Below are 22,984 nucleotides of genomic sequence, written 5' to 3' on the forward strand. Positions count from 1 at the left end.
AAGCGAATCTTATTAGATATAGGTCTAATGGAGTGCTTTGCCACTATCAAAAGTGCGGCAGATATGCGAAAATCGCCGCCCTAAAAAGAATATAATCTTAAAAGAGGACTTTAGAGATGCGCATTATTTTATTAGGTGCCCCAGGCGCTGGTAAAGGTACTCAAGCTCAGTTTATTATGGAGCAATATGGTATCCCACAAATCTCTACCGGTGATATGTTACGCGCAGCGGTTAAAGCGGGAACACCACTTGGTATAGAAGCCAAAAAAGTGATGGATGCAGGCCAGTTAGTTTCTGATGACTTAATCATTGGGCTAGTGAAAGAGCGTATCGCACAAGATGATTGTGTTAAAGGCTTCTTACTTGATGGTTTCCCTCGCACAATTCCGCAAGCTGATGCAATGACAGCCAATGGCATAGTGATTGATCATGTTATTGAAATTGACGTACCAGACGAAGAAATTGTTAAGCGCATGAGTGGTCGTCGCGTTCATTCCGGCTCAGGTCGTGTTTACCATGTTGTATTCAATCCACCTAAAGTGGAAGGTAAAGACGATGTTACTGGTGAAGATTTGGCTATCCGTCCTGATGATGAAGAGTCTACAGTACGTAAACGTTTAGGCATTTACCATGAGCAAACTAAGCCGTTGGTAGATTATTACGGTAAAGTGGCTGCTGAAGGCCGTACTGTATACAACAAGTTTGATGGCACCCAAAGTGTTACTGCTGTAAGTCAGCAATTGGCTGCAGTACTGAAATAATCGCTTAATCAATTTGGTCACAATACCTTGTTTCGTATTGTTTAAAAGCCTGCATTTGCAGGCTTTTTTATTTACAGCGTCATGCTAAATTCAATAGCATGTGCTTATTGAATTCAACCTAAACAAGGGTTAATGAATTATTGGCCGAGTAATAAAACAGTGATTTGTATTCGATGAGTAAGCGGTACTTTTGATTAATTCTAAACAGCGCAACTACCCGAGCAGAAATATCGATAATATTCTCCCAAGCCGTTATTAATTCAGCAGTAAGCGTTATTGTTTTATTTGCTGTTTGGGTGATGACAATATTGATATAGACATGATGATTGACCTGGTTAGAGAACAGGTGTCTTGACGGGGGCGTGGCAGGATAAAGTCATTTAATCTCATGAGGTTAATGTGATATGATGCGCCGCCTTTTATTAGAGGCGTTTTTATTTAATCATGGCTTTGAGCAATAATAAGCTAAACTGATATTTATATTTCGCTGCATGGATGCAAACTCATGAGAATCGATGATGAAGTTTCCTGGTCAACGTAAGTCGAAACATTACTTCCCTGTTAGCAACCGCGATCCACTTCTGGCGCAGTTACCCCATCAACCGCAAGCATTTTCTACTTATATATGTGGCATTGACCAAACTTTAGTGGATATTGAGGCGAAAGTTGCCGATGAGTTGCTTGAACGTTACGGTTTGCCTAAAGGTAACTCAACACTCATCAATGATGATAGCGCCCATGCGCTTTATAATGAACTGAAATCCAATGATATGATCAGTGACGAGTTTGCTGGTGGCACTATAGGTAACACAGTCCATAATTATTCTATTTTAGCCGATGATCGTTCAGTATTGTTTGGTGTCATGAGCCAAAACATTATGGTTGGCAGCTATGCTTACCGCTACCTGTGTAATACTTCTTCAAAAGTAGATTTAAACTATTTACAACCCGTTGATGGTCCTATTGGTCGCTGCTTTACGCTTATTTCGGCTGATGGCGAGCGTACTTTTGCGATCAGCAAAGGTTCGATGGATAAGTTAACACCGCATTATATTAATCAGCAAGTGGTGCAAGAAAGCTCAGCATTAGTGATTACGGCTTATTTAATGCGTGCTAGTGATGGCGATGGTATGACATCTGCGGCGATGAAAGCGATTGAATATGCTAAAGCCGCTGAAGTGCCCGTGGTGTTAACCCTAGGGACTCGCTTTTTAATTCAAGAAGACCCAGCTTGGTGGCAAAACTTTATCAAAGAGCATGTCACTATTCTGGCAATGAATGAAGATGAAGGTGAAGCGCTGACCAGGTTAAAAGACCCATTATTAGCCAGTGAAGCAGCACTTGAGTGGTGCGATATGGTGTTGACTACTGCTGGTGCAATTGGTTTATATACCGCGGGATATGCAGAAGACAGCGCAAAGCGTGAAACCAGTCATCTTTTATTACCGGGTGCGATACCTGAGTTTAATCGGTATGAATTTTCGCGTCCTATGTTAAAAGCTGACTGTGCAACTCCGCTTAAGGTCTACGCTCACATTGCGCCTTATATGGGTGGACCTGATTATATTCGCAACACTAATGGTGCGGGTGATGGCGCGTTATCAGCTTTATTACATGATTTGTCTGCAAATACCTTTCATAAAACCAATGTGCCAGGGTCAAGTAAACATAAACGTGATGGTTTATGTTACTCATCATTTTCGCAAGTGTGTAAGTATGCTAATCGCGTTGCTTATGAAGTATTAGCTCAACATAGCCCGAGGTTATCGCGTGGGTTACCAGAACGTGAAGACAGTTTGGAAGAGTCTTATTGGGAACGATAATTCTTTATTCAGCCTAATAAAATAAACACAAACGATAATGTTTTGCCATTATCGTTTTTTTACTCTTTTTTTGAGCTATTTTTTTATAGAATAGCCTTAATCGCATTATTAAGGAGCTTAAAGTGAAAGGACAAATTTTACGTGAAATGCATGTGCTTAAGGTTATTGAGCCAGATTTTGAAGTACAAAGGCGTATTGCATTTATTAAAGCTAAGCTCAAGGAGGCTCATTGCTATTCATTAGTACTTGGGATCAGCGGTGGGGTCGATTCATCTTTAACTGGTCGTTTATGTCAGTTAGCGATTGACAGCTTAAATCAAGAGTCAGCAGATAAGCGTTATCAATTTATTGCTGTACGTTTACCTTACCAAGTTCAAAAAGATGAAGATGAAGCACAATTAGCCTGTCAATTTATTCAGCCGACTAAACAAGTTACCGTCAATATTGCTGAGGGTGTTATTGGCGTGCATCAAGCCACTTTAGCAGGGTTAAACGATGCGGGAGTATCTTTACCAGAAGAAAGTAAGATCGATTTTGTTAAAGGTAATGTAAAAGCCAGAATGCGTATGATTGCCCAATATGAAATAGCCGGTATGGTAGGTGGTTTAGTGGTTGGCACAGATCATAGCGCAGAGAACATTACTGGTTTCTATACTAAATTTGGTGATGGAGCATGTGACTTAGCGCCATTGTTTGGTTTAAATAAACGTCAAGTTCGTCAACTGGCTGCTTTTTTAGGTGCACCAGATATTTTGGTTTACAAAGCGCCCACTGCGGATTTAGAGGAAGATAAACCACAATTAGAAGATGAAGTGGCACTTGGCATGACCTACGATCAAATTGATGATTTTCTAGAAGGTAAAGCGGTTAATGCAAGCGTGGAAACAAAGCTTGTTGCTATTTACCAACGTACTCAACACAAGCGTAAAGCAATACCGACTATTTACGATTAATACAACAGTAATGATGCCTTTATCTAAAGGCGGTATGGCACACATGCTTAACTTAATGTGTGCCATTTAATTTTATGCGATTCAAACTCGCACCATTCAAATTTGCTCCAAGTTATCCAAGTTAAATTAGTGCAGCTCAGTGTTAAGCAGTAATTAGCCGCTTACCTATGCTATTATATTAACAGCATTATTTTTAAGGAATTAACTTGCTAGCTAACGTTAAGTCTAGATTATTGTTCAAGATGAGCGCGATGGTCATCATAACATTGATGCTGGCGACCGTTATGGGTTGTAATCAAATTGCGCTAAACAAAAGTCCAGATAGTATTCAGCGTCTTGTGCAAGAAAGCCTTGTTGATGGTGTATTGTCAGCCGATACCAGTATTGCGGTCACATTAGGCAGAAGCCGTACATTGTCAGTGTGGGATATTGCGACAAGCAAATTATTACATCAATGGTCTGATGATGACTTTGAGCAGGCTAATTACTTATTGGCATTGTCAGGTAATAAGCAATATCTCCTCGCTGCCGGTAAAATCAGTATTTCAATGTTTAACCTTGAAACGGGCAAATTAGTTATACGCTGGCCCGCTCAGGGTTTTAATCCCGATGCAAGTATAACCAGTCTTTTCTTAAGCCAAACTGGCAGCACTATTTTGGTCGGTATGAGTGATGGCTCTATTACGGTTATTCAACAAAGCAGTATGACAATGTCACGCTTTAAACAGCACAGTGCCGCCGTTAACCATATTGAACTATCCAATTTTGAACAACAGGTATTATCCACAGGCCTTGATGGTGAAGTGCATATTTGGTCCAACTATAGTGGAGAATTGATAAACAGTTTTTCACTTCCGCAGCGGATAACCAGCGTGACCTACGATGAAGCTAATAGCCGTTTATTTATTGCCGATGCACTTGATAACAATGCCATTATTGATTCTCAAACCGCATTACCGGTTAGTCAGTTAGATTACCTTGAGCGTTATCGCTATTTTCGACAAGCTTTACTTATTAATAATGCTGATAATTTAATTACTGCAACCTCAAAACAAACCGTTATTTATTGGGATGCTTTGACTGGTAAGGAGCTGTTTGATTTTGATATCACCGCCTATAACGCAGGTACAACCGTACTTTCTATGCGAGTTCAGCCTAATGGTAAATTATTAACCTTAAGCTCAGATGGCACGCTGGAAGTTTGGCGTTTATAAACGTTTGCAACTTATGTTTGCAACTTATAACGGTTAGCTACTTTGGTGTAGCATTGGCCTTAATAACTCAATTAAGGCGTTAGGGAATTGGCGATAATCTAAATAGGGGCTCAGAAAAACCTGTTGATGATACAGAATGGTCTGGTTTTTATTCAATGACAGGCTTTTATTAAGCAATTCACTTTTAATGGTAAAGCGTGAAAAAGTATTTTTACCGCAAATAATATGCAAGATAGCAGGATCAAGTAATATATCGTTATCTCTCTCTATTGGCTCAGAAACAATCGCGATTGCCACTGGCAGATGCTCATCACTGTTTTGCTGAAGTAGCCTAGTTTGAGTTTCTCGCCAACAAGATAATTTTTTACAAACAAGCTTACTAATGATAACGGTGATTTTACGCCAATGGTTACCATTGGCATCAATTAACTGCTTGACTGCATCTGTTTCACTTTCACGCCAATCAGGTGGAATAACGGGTGGCGTGGGTAAGTAAAAAATCACTTTCGGCGAAAGGGATCCAAAGTAGTGGCTGATAATATGGCTTGAAAGTGTATTATTGGTAACTGTATTCATGTTTTTTATCTTTTAGCATACTTGCTATTATAATAACGTATTATATCAGGCTATTTTAAGCCTTTATTTATGCAAGCTTTATCATTGTTTTAGCATAAGGGGATTCATGCGCGCCATCGTTATCGGTTCGACCAAGCATATGTTATTTGCGCTGTTTTATAGCACTATAGGTACGGCTATTGCGTTAATTCTTATTGCTGTCTGGCTATTGAACGCTAGGCCAGATCTGTCACTTTGGCATACCACACATCTTACAAATGAATATCATCAACAATCAGGTTTAAATAGTTTTAAGCAGTATTTAGCATTAGAAGATAAACTATTTGCTGAAGTCGAGCATAAAATATACCAACAATATCAACCCGAAGTGACCTCTCCGATAAATCGTTATGAAAAAGGCAGCTCATCGGATCCAGCTTTATGGCATGAAGACTGGAATCGATCATTTGAGTGGCCAAATGATGATGCCGAATTTGGTTTGTTATTGATCCACGGCATGTCTGACTCGCCTTACTCTCTATCGCACATTGCCGAGCACTATCGACATCAAGCCCATATAGTTGGATTAAGATTGCCTGGTCATGGCACCACACCTTCTGGGTTGACCGATATTACCTGGCCAGATCTCGCAGGCGCTGTGGCGTTAGCAACCTCTCATTTATCGGATAAATTAAAAGGTAAACCATTATATGTTGTAGGTTTCTCTACTGGTGCAGCGCTTGCGCTTAACCATCAATTAGAAGCAATAAACCTGAATAAGCCGACTCATTATGACAAGATGATTTTTATCTCTCCGGCAATTGGGTTAGCTCCCATTGCGCAGGGGGCATATTGGCAGGCTAAATTAGGGGCGCTGCTTGGGCAGGAAAAACTGTTTTGGAATAGTATTGACGTTGAGTATGACCCATTTAAATATATGTCATTTGCAGTTAATGCAGGCGATGTTGTTTACCAGTTAACCCTGCGCAATAAACAATTATTAGAAAAATTATCATTAGAGCAAAAACAGAAAATTGCACCTATTCAAACTTTTCAATCAGTCATCGATGATACCGTTTCTTCTGTGAATGTTGTCGATGAGCTTTATCGGTATTTACCTAAAAACAATCATGAATTAGTCATGTTTGATTACAACCGCAGTACCGGTTTTAGGCTGTTAATGAATCTTGATCCAATCACATTTTTTGAACCATTTTGGACAAATAATGATATGGATTATCGTTTAACACTTATTGAAAGTCAGCAGCAGCAGTCAAGAGCTGTGCAAGCTAGAGAGCTTGGCATATTGAGTCAGCAAGCTCCGCAAAAACTATTGCTTGAATGGCCCAAAGGTGTGTTTTCGCTGTCTCATATTGCACTTCCATTTCCTATAGAGGATCCACTTTATGGTCCTTTAGTGATAGAAAAGACAGAAACAGTACAAATAGGCTTGGCGGTATTTCAAGCTGAAAGGGGGCTGTTTTCAGTATCTGCAGCGAATATGTTGCGCCAAAAATGGAATCCATTCTACCCTTATATGATGGATAGAATGGATAAATTTATGACTCTACCTCAGGGTTGATAATTGTCACTATAGTACGATTACGACCCTGAGCTTTAGCTTGATACAGATTATCATCGGCTATTTTTATCCATTTATCTAACTTAGTATCAAAATTTGCATTGGCAGTGATAGCACCAATGCTGGCGGTGATATCAAATGTTTTAGTTCCATCTGGAGTGTTAATTGTCATTTGAGACAGTTTTACTCTGAATTCATTTAAATGATGTTCAATGTGGAGCGCATTCGACATAGGTAAAATTAAAATAAATTCCTCTCCACCATAACGCGCTAGAATATCAATATCACGCTTAAAGTGTTGAGACAGCTGTGCTGACACTTGACGTAAGCATTCATCCCCCGCTAAATGGCCATAACTGTCATTAACGGTTTTGAAAAAATCTAAATCAAGAATAGCCACGGTAATTGCTTGTTCATTTCGAAGGCAAAACTCTCTCACGTCATGGAACTTAAGTTCAGCAAAACGGCGATTAAACAATTTAGTTAATGGGTCTTTATCGACCAGTTCTTTGAGTTTCTTGTTGGCTTTTTCTAATTCTTGGGTGCGATCGACTACTGTTTCTTCTAATTTGAATTGTTGAGTTATCAGTTGTTGTTTACTGGTTAACAACCTTTGGTAAAGGCTATACACTTCTTTAGGATAGCTATCATCTAGAGTTTGGCTATTTAAGTCATGTTGGCTAAGGTGGCCAAATTGGTTAGCCACTATTTCTAGGGGAATAGTAAGTAGTTGACTAATTCTATTCGAAATGAAAAAACTGACAAAAAGGGCGCCAAGCAGCATTAAAAAACTGGTTTGCATTTGTTGTTCAGCCAGCTGCAGTAATGGCGAGAATGGTTCGATAATATAAACTTTCCAACCATTTTTTAATTGCTTTTGAGCATAAATATATTCAGGAATTCTGGATCCTGTATCAGTAATATTCATCAAGGGTAATTTAGTCAAATACAGTCCATTGTGGATACTGTATTTAAAAGGCGACATGACGTTTAAATTGAGTGTATCTGAGGCATAGATAATATTATTGGTTTCATCGGTCAAAATTAATGATTGGTTTCTCTGTTGGCTGAAATCAGAGTCGATTGCGGAAAAATATTTTAGATCTAACGAAGCTTCAATTATGCCCAATGGTTGCGTAGTATTTTGTTTACTATAATAGGGCGCGCTAATAGCAATAATGGGGTCGGTGCCAAAGCCTCTGCCTAGAAATACCGAAGAAACAAACACCCTTTGATTATAAAATGCCTCGATAAAGTAATCCCTATCTTTGACGATGATATTTTTATTCTTAGCATTATTTAGTCGCGAAGCTGGTGATGTGGCTATTATCTTTGATTGGCTATCTGTGACTAGCATACTGATAAAGCCTGGATAACTTTTATGCAAATTGCTCAGAAGTGCTTGTAACTCTTGTGGTGACTCATTAGCTATACTGAAGTAGCGTGCTGCATTTTCAATCACTTTTTGATGGTTATCGATGTATTGTTCGCCAGCATTACTTAAATGAAAAACCGTTTCTTGCTGATTCTTAGTGATTAAACTTTGCTGTTTATCCAGTGAAATATAGTTGAAGTAAAGTGTTGAAAATAATAAAGATAATGTAATCATTAGCGTAACAAAATAAGTCATCTGTTTACTAAGACTTCTACGCTGTTTGTCTTTAATTTTGGTTTCAAACATCCATAACTTGGGTATCATCAACACTAATAAAGAGGCAATGCTAGTATAAATTAAGCTATTTATCGCTTGCTTGATGGTCACAAAAGATAAATGTTCTGTAGGCATCGCTAAAAATAGTTTAACCATTAAATAGAAAATGGGCATGCCAATAACAAGCCAAAATATAATATTGCCATATAAGGCATAGATATCTTTTCTACGGCAAAAACCTAAAAACAGTGCTTCTAACCCAAAAATGAAGAAAACATGATAAGTGTCCCAAGTGAGCATTAAACTGGTTGAGGCTAATAATGATGTAGCTAACGCATACCAAGGGCCACATAAAATGGCGACTATGACAGTGAGTGTATTACCTAGTACAAACTGGACGTTTGCGAAGAAGGGGATAGGATAAAAATTAATAATCAGTGCAATAACACCCATTACGATTGAAAATATCAGATTCTGTGGATTTAACTGCAATTTCTTCAATGAAATATCCTTTCTCGCTATCATAGAAAAATTTTACCTTCCTTATAGCTCAATCACAAGCGATTGACTCTGAATTACTGTTTAAATCTAAGATAGTTAACGTTAATTTAGATAAATTGATATGCGCCTCTATAAGTTGGCCGCCTTTACTTTAAGATAAATTAATACATTTAAATATCTACTCGTTAGCAGCAAATTCTTTTTTATCGACCAATTGGCGAGGCATCTCTTACTCAATTCTCGTCAATAACGGGTTATTTTAGTTCGACCTTGGTCTAGTTTTTTCAATAGCTATAGTCATAAATATTTTTGATGGAATTACTTATCCTGTTGTTTATTAATAGTTAATTTTCGTATCTATGTTATTTGTTATTACTGATTAGACTAAGGTCTTGATTGTCGAACCCCTGTGAGTTGCTAAATTAACAATGACTTTACAATTCGACTTTAAAAAAACAATACAGGGGAAGTCGCAATGGCTTTTGAAAATAATGAAAAGGCAGCAGGGTATTGGCGTGAAAATTTACGTTTAGTACTTGGACTGCTAGTAATTTGGGCTGCAGTATCATTTGGCTGCGGTATTTTATTAGTAGACGTGCTTAATGAGTTTTCCTTTATGGGGTTCAAGTTAGGCTTTTGGTTTGCGCAGCAGGGTGCAATGTATGTATTCGTGGCGCTGATTTTTGTTTATGTGGCAAAAGCAAACGCCCTAGACAAAAAATATGATGTTCACGAAGATTAAGGAGCACTGAAAAATGGATGTTCAAACATTAACATATCTTATTGTTGGCGCGACATTTGCGCTATACATTGGCATCGCCATTTGGGCGCGAGCAGGTTCGACTAAAGAGTTTTACGTTGCTGGTGGTGGTGTGCATCCGGTAATGAATGGTATGGCAACCGCTGCAGATTGGATGTCAGCGGCATCATTTATCTCATTAGCGGGTATTGTGTCATTTACCGGTTATGATGGGTCTGTATATTTAATGGGCTGGACCAGGGGCTATGTTTTACTGGCCTTGTGTATGGCGCCTTACTTACGCAAGTTTGGTAAATTTACGGTTCCTGACTTTATCGGTGATCGCTACTACTCACAAACTGCCCGTACAGTTGCGGTAATTTGTGCCATCTTTATCTGCTTTACTTATATTGCAGGCCAAATGCGTGGTGTTGGTGTGGTCTTCTCTCGCTTCTTAGAAGTGGAAGTTGAAACCGGTGTATACATAGGTATGGCTGTGGTTTTCTTCTATGCTGTTTTAGGCGGAATGAAAGGGATTACCTACACTCAGGTTGCACAGTATTGTGTGCTAATTTTTGCCTTTATGGTTCCCGCTATTTTTATCTCTGTGATGATGACGGGCCATATCCTGCCACAAATTGGTTTTGGTGCAGAGCTAGTTGACGCAGCAGGTAACGGTACTGGGGTATATTTGCTCGATAAGCTCGATGGTCTTTCTGCCGAATTGGGGTTCTCCCAGTACACTGAAGGCTCTAAAGACATGATTGATGTGTTCTTTATTACTGGTGCTTTGATGTTTGGTACCGCAGGTTTGCCACATGTTATTGTGCGTTTCTTTACGGTACCTAGAGTAAAAGATGCACGTATATCAGCAGGTTGGGCGTTAGTGTTTATTGCGATTATGTACACTACAGTCCCAGCTTTAGCGGCTTTCTCTCGGGTAAATATGATCGAGACTATTAATGGGCCTGACTCTACCGGTGTCGCTTATGAAACTGCACCACAGTGGATTAAAAACTGGGAAAAGACAGGGTTAATTACCTGGGACGACAAAAACAACGATGGCAAAATATCTTATGCTAATGGTGATTCAAATGAAATGACCATTGACCGCGATATTATCGTGCTAGCAACGCCTGAAATTGCCAGTCTTCCAGCATGGGTTATTGCTTTAGTTGCTGCAGGTGGATTAGCTGCTGCACTATCAACCTCAGCAGGTTTACTGTTAGTCATATCAACATCGGTGTCACATGATTTACTCAAGAAAAACCTGATGCCCGATATATCTGATAAAAAAGAGCTGATGTATGCGCGGATCGCTGCTGCATTGGGGGTCGTGATGGCGGGTTACTTTGGTATTAATCCCCCTGGATTTGTTGCCGCTGTAGTCGCAATAGCCTTCGGTTTAGCCGCTGCATCACTTTTCCCAGCAATTATTATGGGGATCTTCTCTAAAACGGTAAACAGAGAAGGGGCAATAGCGGGTATGGTATTAGGTTTGCTATCTACTGCTGCTTATATTGTGTACTTTAAGTTTATTAACCCAGCAGCCAATACAAGTGAACACTGGTTCTTTGGTATTTCACCTGAAGGGTTCGGAATGGTCGGTATGTTTATTAACTTTGGTGTTGCTTTTGCTGTTAGTAAAGTCACTAAAGCCGTTCCTCAAGATGTGGTTAATATGGTTGAGTCGATTCGTTTCCCGCAAGGGGCTGGCGAAGCACAGGACCACTAATAAATCACAGATTAGTTAGTTTACCTAAAGAGCGCTTTGGCGCTCTTTTTTTATTCACCGAATATACTGTAGCTTGGGCTTAAGTCTTATAGCCAATATTGAGTTACCACAGGTATATTAAATAAAACCGCCTGTGAGAAAACAATATGAATGCCAGTGAATTACAGCCAATAGAGCAGTTTCTACACAGCCATGCACCGTTTGATATATTGTCTAAAGCACTAGTGGAGCTTTGTGCCGGGAAATTAGTATTGGTTATTACGCCAAGACGTCGGCATTTGTTGAGTTTGATCCACATAATCCTAAATTATATCTGGTTAGAAGTGGTGCATTTGAAGTCAGAGATCCACAAGGGGTGTTAGTGGATAGAGTGGCGGAAGGTGAATGTTTCGGTTTTTCGACACTTCTGTCAGGCGAGAAAGTGGTCAATAAAGTTGCCATTTTAGAAGATGCGCTGGTTTATCATATTCCACAGTTATTATTCACTGAGTTAAGAAGTCATAATCGTCAGTTCGATACTTTTTTTACTCGCGCTTTCGCTCAACGATTACGTAATGAACATAAGTTTAAAGCTAAAGAGCTCACCACAACCAGTCGTATTACTCATTTCATGTCTAGAAATCCAATCTGTATTGCAACCAATGCCAGTGTACAAAATACTGCAAGATTAATGCGCGATAACCGGGTGTCATCGGTATTGGTATTAAATGAACATGGTTTAGTCGGTATTGTTACAGATCGGGATTTACGAAATAGGGTATTAGCTGAAGGATTTGATGGGAATATTTGTATTGACCAAGTGATGACAACTCAACCCCAAACGGTGTCCTCGAATGCGCTGATATTTGAAGCTATGCTATTGATGAGCCAGTATAATATTCATCATTTACCTGTAGTTGATAATAATCAAGTTAACGGAGTGGTGACCAGTACTGATATTTTGCGTGCGCAACGTTCACAGCCGTTATTGCTAATTGGCGAAATAGACCGCCAAGACTCAATTGATAAACTGATCCTCGTCAGTAAGCAGATCCCGGCATTACTCCAAAACCTGATTAGTGCAGATGCAAGGGCTGAAGAGATTGGCAGAGTGTTGACCTCGGTTACCGATGCCTTAACTCGACGCTTAATTGTACTTAATCAGCAATTATTGGGTAAAGCACCGATGGCTTTTTGTTGGTTAGCTTTTGGCTCGCAAGGTAGGCAAGATCAAGTGGCTTGTTCAGATCAAGATAATGGTTTGTTGTTAGCACATGAGCCGGATGAGTTAGCCGCTGTATATTTCGATAAATTATCCCATGCAGTTTGCAAAGGGTTAGACCAATGCGGTTATATCTATTGTCCTGGGGACATTATGGCGCAAAATCCTAAGTGGCGATTATCACTACAAAAATGGCAACTTAAATTCAAAAAGTGGGTGCTCACACCAGAGCCTAAAGCCTTAATGCACGCGAGTATTTTCTTTGACATGCGTGCGGTTTATGGTCCGAAAACCTTGTTTGATGAGTTACAAAACTCAGTCATGTCGCATACCCAGAACAATGATATTTTTTTAGCTGGCATGGCGGGTAACTCATTACAGCAATCTCCGCCATTAGGTTTTTTTAGAAAATTTGTACTTGAACGAGATGGAAGTGAAGTCAAAGGAATGGACTTAAAACATAAGGGCAGCGCATTGATCAATGATATCGCCAGAGTCTATGCTCTAAGTGCTGGCATTAAAGAGGTCAATACCGCTAAACGTATTCGCGCCTTAATGGACGCCAATATCATTAACCGGAAAGATGCGCTCAATTTAGCCGACGCCCACGAGTTTATTGCGCATATGCGCTTAGCTAATCAGGGATATCAGGCTACCAATAACTTGGTTGTCAGTAACTTTTTAAAGCCGCAGGACTTATCATCTTTATTGCGTCATCAATTACGCGATGCGTTTAAAGTGGTACATGATGCTCAATCGGGTCTAAAACTTAAGTTTACTCGGAGTTTTTAGTGGTTAATCATTTATGGCTTAAAAGTCGATTTTGGTTAGATGCACTTATCAACCCCCGTGGTGACAATAGGATATTAGCTGACTACCAACAGGCATTAACAAATCAGTTTAACCAAACAATATGTGATGCAAAGTTGATGGCGATTGATTTGGAAATGACAGGTCTTGATTCTGAGAAGGATCAGATAATCAGTATTGGCATTGTGCCTATTATTCAGGGGCAATTACCGCTGGCTAAAGCTCAGCATTTAATGATTTCAATCAACGGTAGTGTCGGCATAAGTGCCACAGTTCATGGTATTGTAGACCATCAACTAACAGATGCCTTGCCGATTGATTTAGCAATGAATTGGTTACTTAAAGAAACCCAAGGACATATTTTAGTGGCGCATCATGCCCCGATGGACATGGCCTTTATTCAAAAAAACTTACACAGAGTATTTGGACAGAAAATACTATTGCCTTTTATTGACACCTTAGCGATTGAAAAAACACGCTATCTACGCCAGCATGGCCAATTAGTTGAAGGATGTGTTCGATTAGGACAAAGTAGAGCGCGGTATCATTTGCCTGTATACGGTGGCCATAATGCACTGATAGATGCGATAGCTTGTGCAGAGTTATTATTAGCGCAAGTATCAGCTTTAGGTGGACTTAAAACCATCAAATGTCATGAATTAATTGGTTTAACTAAATAACTTTAATTAACAGCTTTAATTCAAACGCAAAAATATGCCAGTCAATTGACTGGCATATTTTATGAGTACAATAGGACCTCGTTTTTTATAATAGCTCTATCGACCTTCTTGCTCAGCCTTTTTGAAAAAATAATCTACCGCAGGTTTGATGAGCTCCAATGCCGTTTGCTCACACTCCGGTACTTTAGCATCACTCTTATTCACTGGCGTAATTCGTTCACCCCATTTGAAGAGTAAAGCTGCTGAAGTCAGGCCGGCACCAAATGCACATGACAAAATAGTTTGTCCTGGCTTAATTAAGCCTTTATCTAATGCATCACAAATTGCAATAGGAATCGTCGCCGCAGAAGTGTTGCCATAGTTTTCTATATTAACGATGGCTTTTTCTTTAGGAATTTTCATTCGGCTAACTAATGTATCAATAATACGCTCGTTAGCCTGATGGGGAATGACCCAATCGACATCATCTTTATCGATAGCGCATTTCTCAAGCACTTTAGTACTTAACGACCCCATGCCTTGAATCGCACGTTTAAATATTTCTTGGCCATTAAATTGGATATAGAAATCTAAAGAGCTACTATCTAAGCGGTCCATTTGACTACCAAAATTTGACTTTAAAATCTCACGTCCCTCAGGGTCGTTATTAAGCTCGTAACCTAATACTCCGCCTGCTTCTTCGCGTGCCTCTAACACTACAGCCCCAGCACCATCACCAAATAGCACCGCAGTTTCACGGCGAGACCAATCTAAATAAAAAGACAAACGCTCAGCACCGATAATGAGCACTTTTTTATTTTGGCCGCTTTTAATTAGCGAACTGGCTAGTCCCACACCGTATAAAAAACCACTGCATGCAGCATTAATATCAAATGCACCACATGTCGCGCCAATATTGGCTTGTACGGTAGAGGCAATATTAGGAATGAGTGTGTCAGGGCTAGCTGTTGCTAAAATAATTAAATCTAACTCACTGCCGTCGATCCCTGCGGCAGCTAAAGCATGCTTTGCCGCTACGCTGGCAAGAACAGAAGTATTTACATGACTAATATTGCGTTTGCTAATTCCGGTACGAGATTTAATCCACTCATCAGAAGTTTCCATAAAAGTGGCAAGGTCATCGTTGGTTAGCGATGCAGGAGGGACAGCTTTTCCCCATCCGGTGATATGTGCATACTGCATAAAACTTCTCTCAATGTATAAAATAAAACAGGCAATTAAGGCAATGTTTAACCACTTTTAAAAAGTTGGCTAGTTTAGATGCTGAACAACCAATTTTTTAATGGCTTCAGCAGCGTGAAGAATGTGTTCACGTAATAAGTGTGTGGCTTTTTCAATATCTTTTTTCTTACATAACTCAAGCAACTCGCGGTGCTCTTTTTCTGCAGTGGGGATCCCACCTGTTAACAACAGCTGCAAACGAATATAGCGATCGCAATTAGTATTTAAACCGTGAACGACCTCAAGAGTGTGGTTGCGATTAGCTGCTTTATATAAGCAGGTATGAAATTGGGTATTAAGCTCACTCCAACTCGCTACAGAATCTTGACGTTTAAACGCCATTTCTAGGGCTTTAAGTACCGTTTCGGCGTCATTAATGTCTTCATCTTGTAAATTAGGTATTGCTTTAGCCAGTAAATCAGACTCAATCATGGCTCTGAGCTCGAATAACTCTGTTACCTGTTCGATTGACAATACTGTAGCTGTTGCGCCTTTATGAGGTTCAAACTTAACTAATCCTTCGGCTTCTAATTGTACCAAGGCTTCACGAACAGGAATGCGGCTAACGTTCAATTGTTCTGCAATAGCAGATTGACGTAATGGTTCGCCACCTTTTATACCACCAGAAAGGATCTGTTCTCTGAGCACTTCAACTACGAGTTGAGTACGCGTTTTGTGAATGATAGGGGGTATATTAGTCATTAGCTCTTTTTGTTTTCGCGAAAATAACCGAGCAAGGTTACCGCTTCATGGCATCTTAATAAAGTGAAACATGGTCATTGTCGATAATTATCCTTTAATGGACTGGCTCAAATGCCAAGACGATGTGATAATTAACCCAGAAAATTAATGAGGGTGTATAAGTGAATAAAGCAGTTTTTCTTGACCGAGACGGGGTGATCAACAAAGATCATGGCTATGTATATCAAACCGATGACTTTGAATATATTGAAGGCGTGTTCGATGCCTGCCTCGCTTTGAAGAAAATGGGCTACAAACTTGTTGTTGTGACTAATCAGTCGGGTATTGCCAGAGGCATGTACAGTGAGGATCAATTTCATTTTTTAACAGAATGGATGGATTGGAACTTTGCAGACAAAGGTATCGAACTGGATGGTATCTATTATTGCCCGCATCATCCGGAAAAGGGATTAGGTGAATATAAGCAAGATTGTGATTGCCGTAAACCAAAACCAGGCATGATGTTAGAAGCGGCCAAATTTTTAAACATTGATTTAGCCAATTCAATTATGGTCGGCGACAAAGCTGGTGATATGCGTGCTGCTAAAGCTGCGGGTATTGGTCATAGTATTTTAGTTCGCAGTGGTAAGACGGTCGACGAAGCTGGTATTGATATCGCTTCTATTGTTGTAGATAGCATTGCTGACGTCCCCGCTTTTGTAAAAACACTCAGCTGATATACGGCTAAAAATGGCCTTTAGGGCCTTTTTTGATGGTTAATTACACGCTTAGTGTAAAAACTGTTCGGTTAGTCGTTTTTTTTGAAAGTTTTTGCAAAAAGGGGTTGCGGTAAAATCTACTATCCCTATAATGCGCACCACTGACACGGAACACGGCGTCTAACGCAAGTTACCAGGTCCGCTCTTTAACAATTTATCAAGTAATCTGTGTGGACATTCACAGGTATTGAGTTATTCGAAATTGTCTTCTGTTCTTCGGAATGTTGGCAATCAAAAAATTTAACTCAATGATGAGAATGTTCATAGTAATATGAAACTACAGCAATGTAGTTAGTAATTTGTTAGCTCTTTGAGCGAAGCGAATTATGACAGTAGAATTCATTGAGTCGTTCGACGTAGTCGAACAAAAAAACTTTAATTGAAGAGTTTGATCATGGCTCAGATTGAACGCTGGCGGCAGGCCTAACACATGCAAGTCGAGCGGCAGCGGGAAGATAGCTTGCTATCTTTGCCGGCGAGCGGCGGACGGGTGAGTAATGCCTAGGGATCTGCCCAGTCGAGGGGGATAACAGTTGGAAACGACTGCTAATACCGCATACGCCCTACGGGGGAAAGGAGGGGACCTTCGGGCCTTTCGCGATTGGATGAACCTAGGTGGGATTAGCTAGTTGGTGAGGTAATGGCTCACCAAGGCGACGATCCCTAGCTGTTCTGAGAGGATGATCAGCCACACTGGGACTGAGACACGGCCCAGACTCCTACGGGAGGCAGCAGTGGGGAATATTGCACAATGGGCGAAAGCCTGATGCAGCCATGCCGCGTGTGTGAAGAAGGCCTTCGGGTTGTAAAGCACTTTCAGTAGGGAGGAAAGGTAGGCGTTTAATAAACGGTTACTGTGACGTTACCTACAGAAGAAGGACCGGCTAACTCCGTGCCAGCAGCCGCGGTAATACGGAGGGTCCGAGCGTTAATCGGAATTACTGGGCGTAAAGCGTGCGCAGGCGGTTTTTTAAGCCAGATGTGAAAGCCCTGGGCTCAACCTAGGAATAGCATTTGGAACTGGGGAACTAGAGTCTTGTAGAGGGAGGTAGAATTTCAGGTGTAGCGGTGAAATGCGTAGATATCTGAAGGAATACCGGTGGCGAAGGCGGCCTCCTGGACAAAGACTGACGCTCATGCACGAAAGCGTGGGGAGCAAACAGGATTAGATACCCTGGTAGTCCACGCCGTAAACGATGTCTACTCGGAGTTTGGTGACTTAGTCACTGGGCTCCCAAGCTAACGCATTAAGTAGACCGCCTGGGGAGTACGGCCGCAAGGTTAAAACTCAAATGAATTGACGGGGGCCCGCACAAGCGGTGGAGCATGTGGTTTAATTCGATGCAACGCGAAGAACCTTACCTACTCTTGACATCCACAGAAGATTGCAGAGATGCGATTGTGCCTTCGGGAACTGTGAGACAGGTGCTGCATGGCTGTCGTCAGCTCGTGTTGTGAAATGTTGGGTTAAGTCCCGCAACGAGCGCAACCCCTATCCTTATTTGCCAGCGAGTTATGTCGGGAACTTTAGGGAGACTGCCGGTGATAAACCGGAGGAAGGTGGGGACGACGTCAAGTCATCATGGCCCTTACGAGTAGGGCTACACACGTGCTACAATGGCGTATACAGAGGGTTGCAAAGCCGCGAGGTGGAGCTAATCTCACAAAGTACGTCGTAGTCCGGATTGGAGTCTGCAACTCGACTCCATGAAGTCGGAATCGCTAGTAATCGTGAATCAGAATGTCACGGTGAATACGTTCCTGGCCTTGTACACACCGCCCGTCACACCATGGGAGTGGGCTGCAAAAGAAGTGGGTAGTTTAACCTTCGGGAGAACGCTCACCACTTTGTGGTTCATGACTGGGGTGAAGTCGTAACAAGGTAGCCCTAGGGGAACCTGGGGCTGGATCACCTCCTTACCTATACGACTAACTCAATACCTAAAGTGCAGAGATGCATGTGAGTGTTCACACAGATTACTTGATAGAAAGAAAGAGAAATTATGTTGGGTCTGTAGCTCAGCTGGTTAGAGCGCACCCCTGATAAGGGTGAGGTCGGTGGTTCAAGTCCACTCTGACCCACCAATCTTTCCTACTCTGCGTTGGAAGATAACTCGTTTAGTGAACTAAATGTCGTCATCATCCGCCTTGATTAGAAATGATTGGCAAGCCAAATAAATTGGCTGACCTTCTTAGAAGGTGAACATAAATTCTCGCTGTATGTAAAGGGGTTATAGCTCAGCTGGGAGAGCGCCTGCCTTGCACGCAGGAGGTCTGCGGTTCGATCCCGCATAGCTCCACCATTCATCTTAGATGAAATACATACACATTGGTCAGAGATGCCAAAGATAAGTGAAAAATTTATCTTTGGCTTTTTTAAGCCCGCTCTTTAACAATTTGGAAAGCTGATAGTACTAACTAAAGGCGCATAGATGATGATTCGTTGTCGTTTGTGTGATTATGTTAGTGCGAAAAACGTTAATACGAAAGTATTAACACTTGAGTTCTCAAAACACTGTTTAAGTGTCTTGAATATTCTAAAAACTAAGGCGAGTCACACTTCCTGGTCGGGAGTGAGACAAGTAAAAACCAGCTGGTCACAATATGACCCTGTTTTTCTTAGGCTCTTTTAGCAATAAAAGAAACTAAGCGCAGTTAATCGCTTATTAGGCAAGGCTTGAAGTTGAACGACGAATGAGTGTAGCAGCGCTACATGATTGAATCGTGAAACTGAAAACGCAGCATAATAAGATGAGTAACAAGCGAAAAAAGAAAGACTCATTTGGGTTGTATGGTTAAGTGACTAAGCGTATACGGTGGATGCCTTGGCAGTCAGAGGCGATGAAGGACGTAATAACTTGCGAAAAGCGTTGGCGAGCTAGTAATAAGCATTTGAGCTAACGATATCCGAATGGGGAAACCGGCCACATAAGTGGTCATCATGCAGTGAATACATAGCTGCATGAGGCGAACCTGGGGAACTGAAACATCTAAGTACCCAGAGGAAAAGAAATCAACCGAGATTCCCCTAGTAGCGGCGAGCGAACGGGGATTAGCCCTTAAGTCTATGGGGTGTTAGTGGAATGTGTTGGAAAGCACAGCGGCACAGGGTGATAGCCCCGTACATGAAAACTAACCATAGATGAAAACGAGTAAGGCGGGACACGTGACATCCTGTTTGAATATGGGGGGACCATCCTCCAAGGCTAAATACTCCTGACTGACCGATAGTGAACCAGTACCGTGAGGGAAAGGCGAAAAGAACCCCTGTGAGGGGAGTGAAATAGAACCTGAAACCGTATACGTACAAGCAGTGGGAGCGGTTCTTGAGACCGTGACTGCGTACCTTTTGTATAATGGGTCAGCGACTTACGTTTTGTAGCGAGGTTAAGCGAATAGCGGAGCCGTAGGGAAACCGAGTGTTAACTGCGCGTTTAGTTGCAAGGCGTAGACCCGAAACCGAGTGATCTAGCCATGGGCAGGTTGAAGGTTGAGTAACATCAACTGGAGGACCGAACCGACTTATGTTGAAAAATGAGCGGATGACTTGTGGCTGGGGGTGAAAGGCCAATCAAACTCGGAGATATCTGGTTCTCCTCGAAAGCTATTTAGGTAGCGCCTCGAGCGAATACCATTGGGGGTAGAGCACTGTTAAGGCTAGGGGGTCATCCCGACTTACCAACCCTTTGCAAACTCCGAATACCAATGAGTACTACTCGGGAGACAGACAGCGGGTGCTAACGTCCGTTGTCAAAAGGGAAACAACCCAGACCGTCAGCTAAGGTCCCAAAGTGTATGTTAAGTGGGAAACGATGTGGGAAGGCTTAGACAGCTAGGATGTTGGCTTAGAAGCAGCCATCATTTAAAGAAAGCGTAATAGCTCACTAGTCGAGTCGGCCTGCGCGGAAGATTTAACGGGGCTAAACATACCACCGAAGCTACGGGTTTGCAGTTTACTGCAAGCGGTAGAGGAGCGTTCTGTAAGCGGTTGAAGGTGAAGGGGTAACCCACACTGGACGTATCAGAAGTGCGAATGCTGACATGAGTAACGATAAAGGGAGTGAAAAACTCCCTCGCCGAAAGACCAAGGGTTCCTGTCCAACGTTAATCGGGGCAGGGTGAGTCGACCCCTAAGGTGAGGCCGAAAGGCGTAATCGATGGAAAACAGATTAATATTTCTGTACCTCTGCTAACTGCGATGGAGAGACGGAGAAGGCTAGGCTAGCGCGGCGTTGGTAGTCCGCGTTTAAGGTAGTAGGCGGTGTTCTTAGGCAAATCCGGGAACACGTACTTAAATGTACACGTTGAGAGCTGATGACGAGTCACTAAGGTGATGAAGTAGTTGATGCCATGCTTCCAGGAAAATCTTCTAAGCTTCAGGTTAGTAGGGATCGTACCCCAAACCGACACAGGTGGTCGGGTAGAGAATACCAAGGCGCTTGAGAGAACTCGGCTGAAGGAACTAGGCAAAATGGTACCGTAACTTCGGGAGAAGGTACGCTGCTGTTGGTGATGGGACTTGCTCCCTAAGCTGACGGCAGTCGCAGATACCAGGTGGCTGCAACTGTTTATCAAAAACACAGCACTGTGCAAAATCGCAAGATGACGTATACGGTGTGACGCCTGCCCGGTGCTTGAAGGTTAATTGATTGGGTTATCGCAAGAGAAGCTCATGATCGAAGCCCAAGTAAACGGCGGCCGTAACTATAACGGTCCTAAGGTAGCGAAATTCCTTGTCGGGTAAGTTCCGACCTGCACGAATGGCGTAATGATGGCCACGCTGTCTCCAGCCGAGACTCAGTGAAGTTGAAATTGCGGTGAAGATGCCGTATACCCGCGGCTAGACGGAAAGACCCCGTGAACCTTTACTATAGCTTGGCACTGAACATTGAACCTACATGTGTAGGATAGGTGGGAGACTTTGAAGCTTCGTCGCTAGATGGAGTGGAGTCAATCTTGAAATACCACCCTTGTAGTTTTGATGTTCTAACTCTGGCCCCTTATCGGGGTTGAGGACAGTGCCTGGTGGGTAGTTTGACTGGGGCGGTCTCCTCCCAAAGAGTAACGGAGGAGCACGAAGGTTGGCTAAGTACGGTCGGACATCGTACGGTTAGTGCAATGGCATAAGCCAGCTTAACTGCGAGACATACACGTCGAGCAGGTACGAAAGTAGGTCATAGTGATCCGGTGGTTCTGAATGGAAGGGCCATCGCTCAACGGATAAAAGGTACTCCAGGGATAACAGGCTGATACCGCCCAAGAGTTCATATCGACGGCGGTGTTTGGCACCTCGATGTCGGCTCATCACATCCTGGGGCTGAAGTCGGTCCCAAGGGTATGGCTGTTCGCCATTTAAAGTGGTACGCGAGCTGGGTTCAGAACGTCGTGAGACAGTTCGGTCCCTATCTGCCGTGGGCGTTGGATGATTGAGGGGAGCTGCTCCTAGTACGAGAGGACCGGAGTGGACGAACCGCTGGTGTTTGGGTTGTCATGCCAATGGCATTGCCCAGTAGCTACGTTCGGAATCGATAACCGCTGAAAGCATCTAAGCGGGAAGCGAGCCCCAAGATGAGTCATCCCTAGAGCTTTAAGCTCTCTAAAGGGCCGTAGGAGACTACTACGTTGATAGGCAAGGTGTGTAAGCGTTGTGAGGCGTTGAGCTAACTTGTACTAATGACCCGTGAGGCTTAACCATACAACCCAGATGGGTTTTACTGATACGACTTAGTATTAGGATGGGACACTTAAGCAGTGCGAGAACTCAAATAAGCAAAGCTCTGATAAGGGCGTAAGCAAATCAGCTTTCCGAATTATTATTTAATGCTAATGATAGCGTTGAATAAACCAAATTTGTCTGGAAACCATAGAGCTGTGGCACCACCTGATCCCATTCCGAACTCAGAAGTGAAACACAGTATCGCCGATGGTAGTGTGGGGTCTCCCCATGTGAGAGTAGGTCATTTCCAGGCGCCAAATTTCTCTGAAAAGAGAGTGATAAGCCCGTTACTAATGTAACGGGCTTTTTTTACGTCTGCGATTTGAGGATAGCATTTGAGCATAAAAGTGGTGTGGCCGATATGCCCATGTGAAAGTAGGTC

13 protein-coding genes, 2 tRNA genes, 3 rRNA genes and 1 pseudogene are annotated in these 22,984 nt (G+C 42.1%); 15 read left to right on the forward strand and 4 right to left on the reverse strand.

Annotated elements, in window-relative coordinates; all coding sequences use genetic code 11:
• Positions 1-116: 116 nt before the first annotated feature.
• The 4 genes from adk to L0B17_RS08365 all read left to right on the forward strand — a co-directional run bounded on the left by adk (position 117) and on the right by L0B17_RS08365 (position 4,751).
• The gene (adk, locus tag L0B17_RS08350; protein ID WP_235089238.1) at positions 117-761 is read left to right on the forward strand and encodes an adenylate kinase; all 645 of its coding nucleotides are present in this window, start codon (positions 117-119) and stop codon (positions 759-761) included.
• A 518-nt stretch (positions 762-1,279) separates the two neighbouring features.
• A complete protein-coding gene (locus L0B17_RS08355) occupies positions 1,280-2,584 on the forward strand; it encodes an inosine/guanosine kinase (RefSeq protein ID WP_235089696.1) in 1,305 nt (434 codons plus the stop codon).
• Between the two features lie 122 nt (positions 2,585-2,706).
• Positions 2,707-3,537 (forward strand): ammonia-dependent NAD(+) synthetase, encoded by an 831-nt coding sequence (gene nadE, locus L0B17_RS08360; protein WP_235089241.1) that lies wholly within the window; start codon positions 2,707-2,709, stop codon positions 3,535-3,537.
• A 284-nt stretch (positions 3,538-3,821) separates the two neighbouring features.
• Positions 3,822-4,751 (forward strand): WD40 repeat domain-containing protein, encoded by a 930-nt coding sequence (locus tag L0B17_RS08365; RefSeq protein ID WP_235089243.1) that lies wholly within the window; start codon positions 3,822-3,824, stop codon positions 4,749-4,751.
• A 33-nt stretch (positions 4,752-4,784) separates the two neighbouring features.
• On the opposite strand, the gene L0B17_RS08370 is transcribed toward L0B17_RS08365, so the two are convergent.
• Complete coding sequence (locus tag L0B17_RS08370; RefSeq protein ID WP_235089245.1) at positions 4,785-5,327, reverse strand: DUF6942 family protein; 543 nt, start codon at positions 5,325-5,327, stop codon at positions 4,785-4,787.
• Between the two features lie 106 nt (positions 5,328-5,433).
• On the opposite strand from L0B17_RS08370, the gene L0B17_RS08375 reads away from it, so the two are divergent.
• Positions 5,434-6,888 carry an alpha/beta hydrolase gene (locus tag L0B17_RS08375; protein ID WP_235089246.1) on the forward strand — a complete coding sequence of 485 codons (1,455 nt, stop codon included), beginning with the start codon at positions 5,434-5,436 and terminating at the stop codon, positions 6,886-6,888.
• Here the strand turns inward: L0B17_RS08375 and L0B17_RS08380 are convergent.
• Complete coding sequence (locus L0B17_RS08380; RefSeq protein ID WP_235089255.1) at positions 6,866-9,064, reverse strand: diguanylate cyclase; 2,199 nt, start codon at positions 9,062-9,064, stop codon at positions 6,866-6,868. The genes L0B17_RS08375 and L0B17_RS08380 overlap by 23 nt on opposite strands.
• Positions 9,065-9,515: 451 nt before the next feature.
• On the opposite strand from L0B17_RS08380, the gene L0B17_RS08385 reads away from it, so the two are divergent.
• The 4 genes and pseudogenes from L0B17_RS08385 (at position 9,516) to L0B17_RS08400 (ending at position 14,205) form a co-directional block, all read left to right on the forward strand.
• A complete protein-coding gene (locus tag L0B17_RS08385) occupies positions 9,516-9,782 on the forward strand; it encodes a DUF4212 domain-containing protein (protein WP_235089257.1) in 267 nt (88 codons plus the stop codon).
• A 13-nt stretch (positions 9,783-9,795) separates the two neighbouring features.
• Positions 9,796-11,514 carry a sodium:solute symporter family protein gene (locus L0B17_RS08390; RefSeq protein ID WP_235089259.1) on the forward strand — a complete coding sequence of 573 codons (1,719 nt, stop codon included), beginning with the start codon at positions 9,796-9,798 and terminating at the stop codon, positions 11,512-11,514.
• A gap of 146 nt (positions 11,515-11,660) precedes the next feature.
• A pseudogene (locus tag L0B17_RS08395) lies at positions 11,661-13,507 on the forward strand (DUF294 nucleotidyltransferase-like domain-containing protein).
• Positions 13,507-14,205 (forward strand): exonuclease domain-containing protein, encoded by a 699-nt coding sequence (locus tag L0B17_RS08400; protein WP_235089261.1) that lies wholly within the window; start codon positions 13,507-13,509, stop codon positions 14,203-14,205. The pseudogene L0B17_RS08395 and the gene L0B17_RS08400 overlap by 1 nt, the downstream one beginning before the upstream one ends.
• Positions 14,206-14,301: 96 nt before the next feature.
• On the opposite strand, the gene L0B17_RS08405 is transcribed toward L0B17_RS08400, so the two are convergent.
• Together L0B17_RS08405 and L0B17_RS08410 are read right to left on the reverse strand one after the other, a co-directional pair.
• Positions 14,302-15,387, reverse strand: a complete 1,086-nt coding sequence (locus tag L0B17_RS08405) for a ketoacyl-ACP synthase III (RefSeq protein WP_235089263.1) — start codon at positions 15,385-15,387, stop codon at positions 14,302-14,304.
• Between the two features lie 69 nt (positions 15,388-15,456).
• A complete protein-coding gene (locus L0B17_RS08410; RefSeq protein WP_235089265.1) occupies positions 15,457-16,128 on the reverse strand; it encodes a GntR family transcriptional regulator in 672 nt (223 codons plus the stop codon).
• Between the two features lie 161 nt (positions 16,129-16,289).
• Here L0B17_RS08410 and gmhB point away from each other — a divergent pair, with 161 nt between their 5' ends.
• The 6 genes from gmhB (at position 16,290) to rrf (ending at position 22,855) form a co-directional block, all read left to right on the forward strand.
• The gene (gene gmhB / locus L0B17_RS08415; protein WP_235089266.1) at positions 16,290-16,844 is read left to right on the forward strand and encodes a D-glycero-beta-D-manno-heptose 1,7-bisphosphate 7-phosphatase; all 555 of its coding nucleotides are present in this window, start codon (positions 16,290-16,292) and stop codon (positions 16,842-16,844) included.
• Between the two features lie 418 nt (positions 16,845-17,262).
• Positions 17,263-18,806, forward strand: a 16S ribosomal RNA gene (locus L0B17_RS08420).
• Between the two features lie 88 nt (positions 18,807-18,894).
• Positions 18,895-18,971 (forward strand) — tRNA-Ile (locus L0B17_RS08425).
• A 142-nt stretch (positions 18,972-19,113) separates the two neighbouring features.
• Positions 19,114-19,189 (forward strand) — tRNA-Ala (locus L0B17_RS08430).
• A gap of 490 nt (positions 19,190-19,679) precedes the next feature.
• Positions 19,680-22,581: ribosomal RNA gene (locus L0B17_RS08435) — 23S ribosomal RNA — on the forward strand.
• 158 nt (positions 22,582-22,739) lie between these two features.
• Positions 22,740-22,855: ribosomal RNA gene (rrf, locus tag L0B17_RS08440) — 5S ribosomal RNA — on the forward strand.
• The 16S, 23S and 5S rRNA genes sit together here with 2 tRNA genes alongside, the layout of an rRNA operon.
• The last annotated feature ends 129 nt before the right edge of the window (positions 22,856-22,984 follow it).

The organism is Shewanella sp. OMA3-2, assembly GCF_021513195.1.
GTDB lineage: Bacteria > Pseudomonadota > Gammaproteobacteria > Enterobacterales > Shewanellaceae > Shewanella.

Bases quoted from the DNA above. Each gene is read 5' to 3' on its own strand.
- L0B17_RS08405 (WP_235089263.1), bottom strand. From the start codon at position 15,387: ATGCAGTATGCACATATCACCGGATGGGGAAAAGCTGTCCCTCCTGCA.
- L0B17_RS08375 (WP_235089246.1), top strand. From the start codon at position 5,434: ATGCGCGCCATCGTTATCGGTTCGACCAAGCATATGTTATTTGCGCTG.
- L0B17_RS08390 (WP_235089259.1), top strand. From the start codon at position 9,796: ATGGATGTTCAAACATTAACATATCTTATTGTTGGCGCGACATTTGCG.
- L0B17_RS08385 (WP_235089257.1), top strand. From the start codon at position 9,516: ATGGCTTTTGAAAATAATGAAAAGGCAGCAGGGTATTGGCGTGAAAAT.
- L0B17_RS08370 (WP_235089245.1), bottom strand. From the start codon at position 5,327: ATGAATACAGTTACCAATAATACACTTTCAAGCCATATTATCAGCCAC.
- L0B17_RS08410 (WP_235089265.1), bottom strand. From the start codon at position 16,128: ATGACTAATATACCCCCTATCATTCACAAAACGCGTACTCAACTCGTA.
- L0B17_RS08355 (WP_235089696.1), top strand. From the start codon at position 1,280: ATGAAGTTTCCTGGTCAACGTAAGTCGAAACATTACTTCCCTGTTAGC.
- L0B17_RS08380 (WP_235089255.1), bottom strand. From the start codon at position 9,064: ATGATAGCGAGAAAGGATATTTCATTGAAGAAATTGCAGTTAAATCCA.
- L0B17_RS08365 (WP_235089243.1), top strand. From the start codon at position 3,822: ATGGGTTGTAATCAAATTGCGCTAAACAAAAGTCCAGATAGTATTCAG.
- adk (WP_235089238.1), top strand. From the start codon at position 117: ATGCGCATTATTTTATTAGGTGCCCCAGGCGCTGGTAAAGGTACTCAA.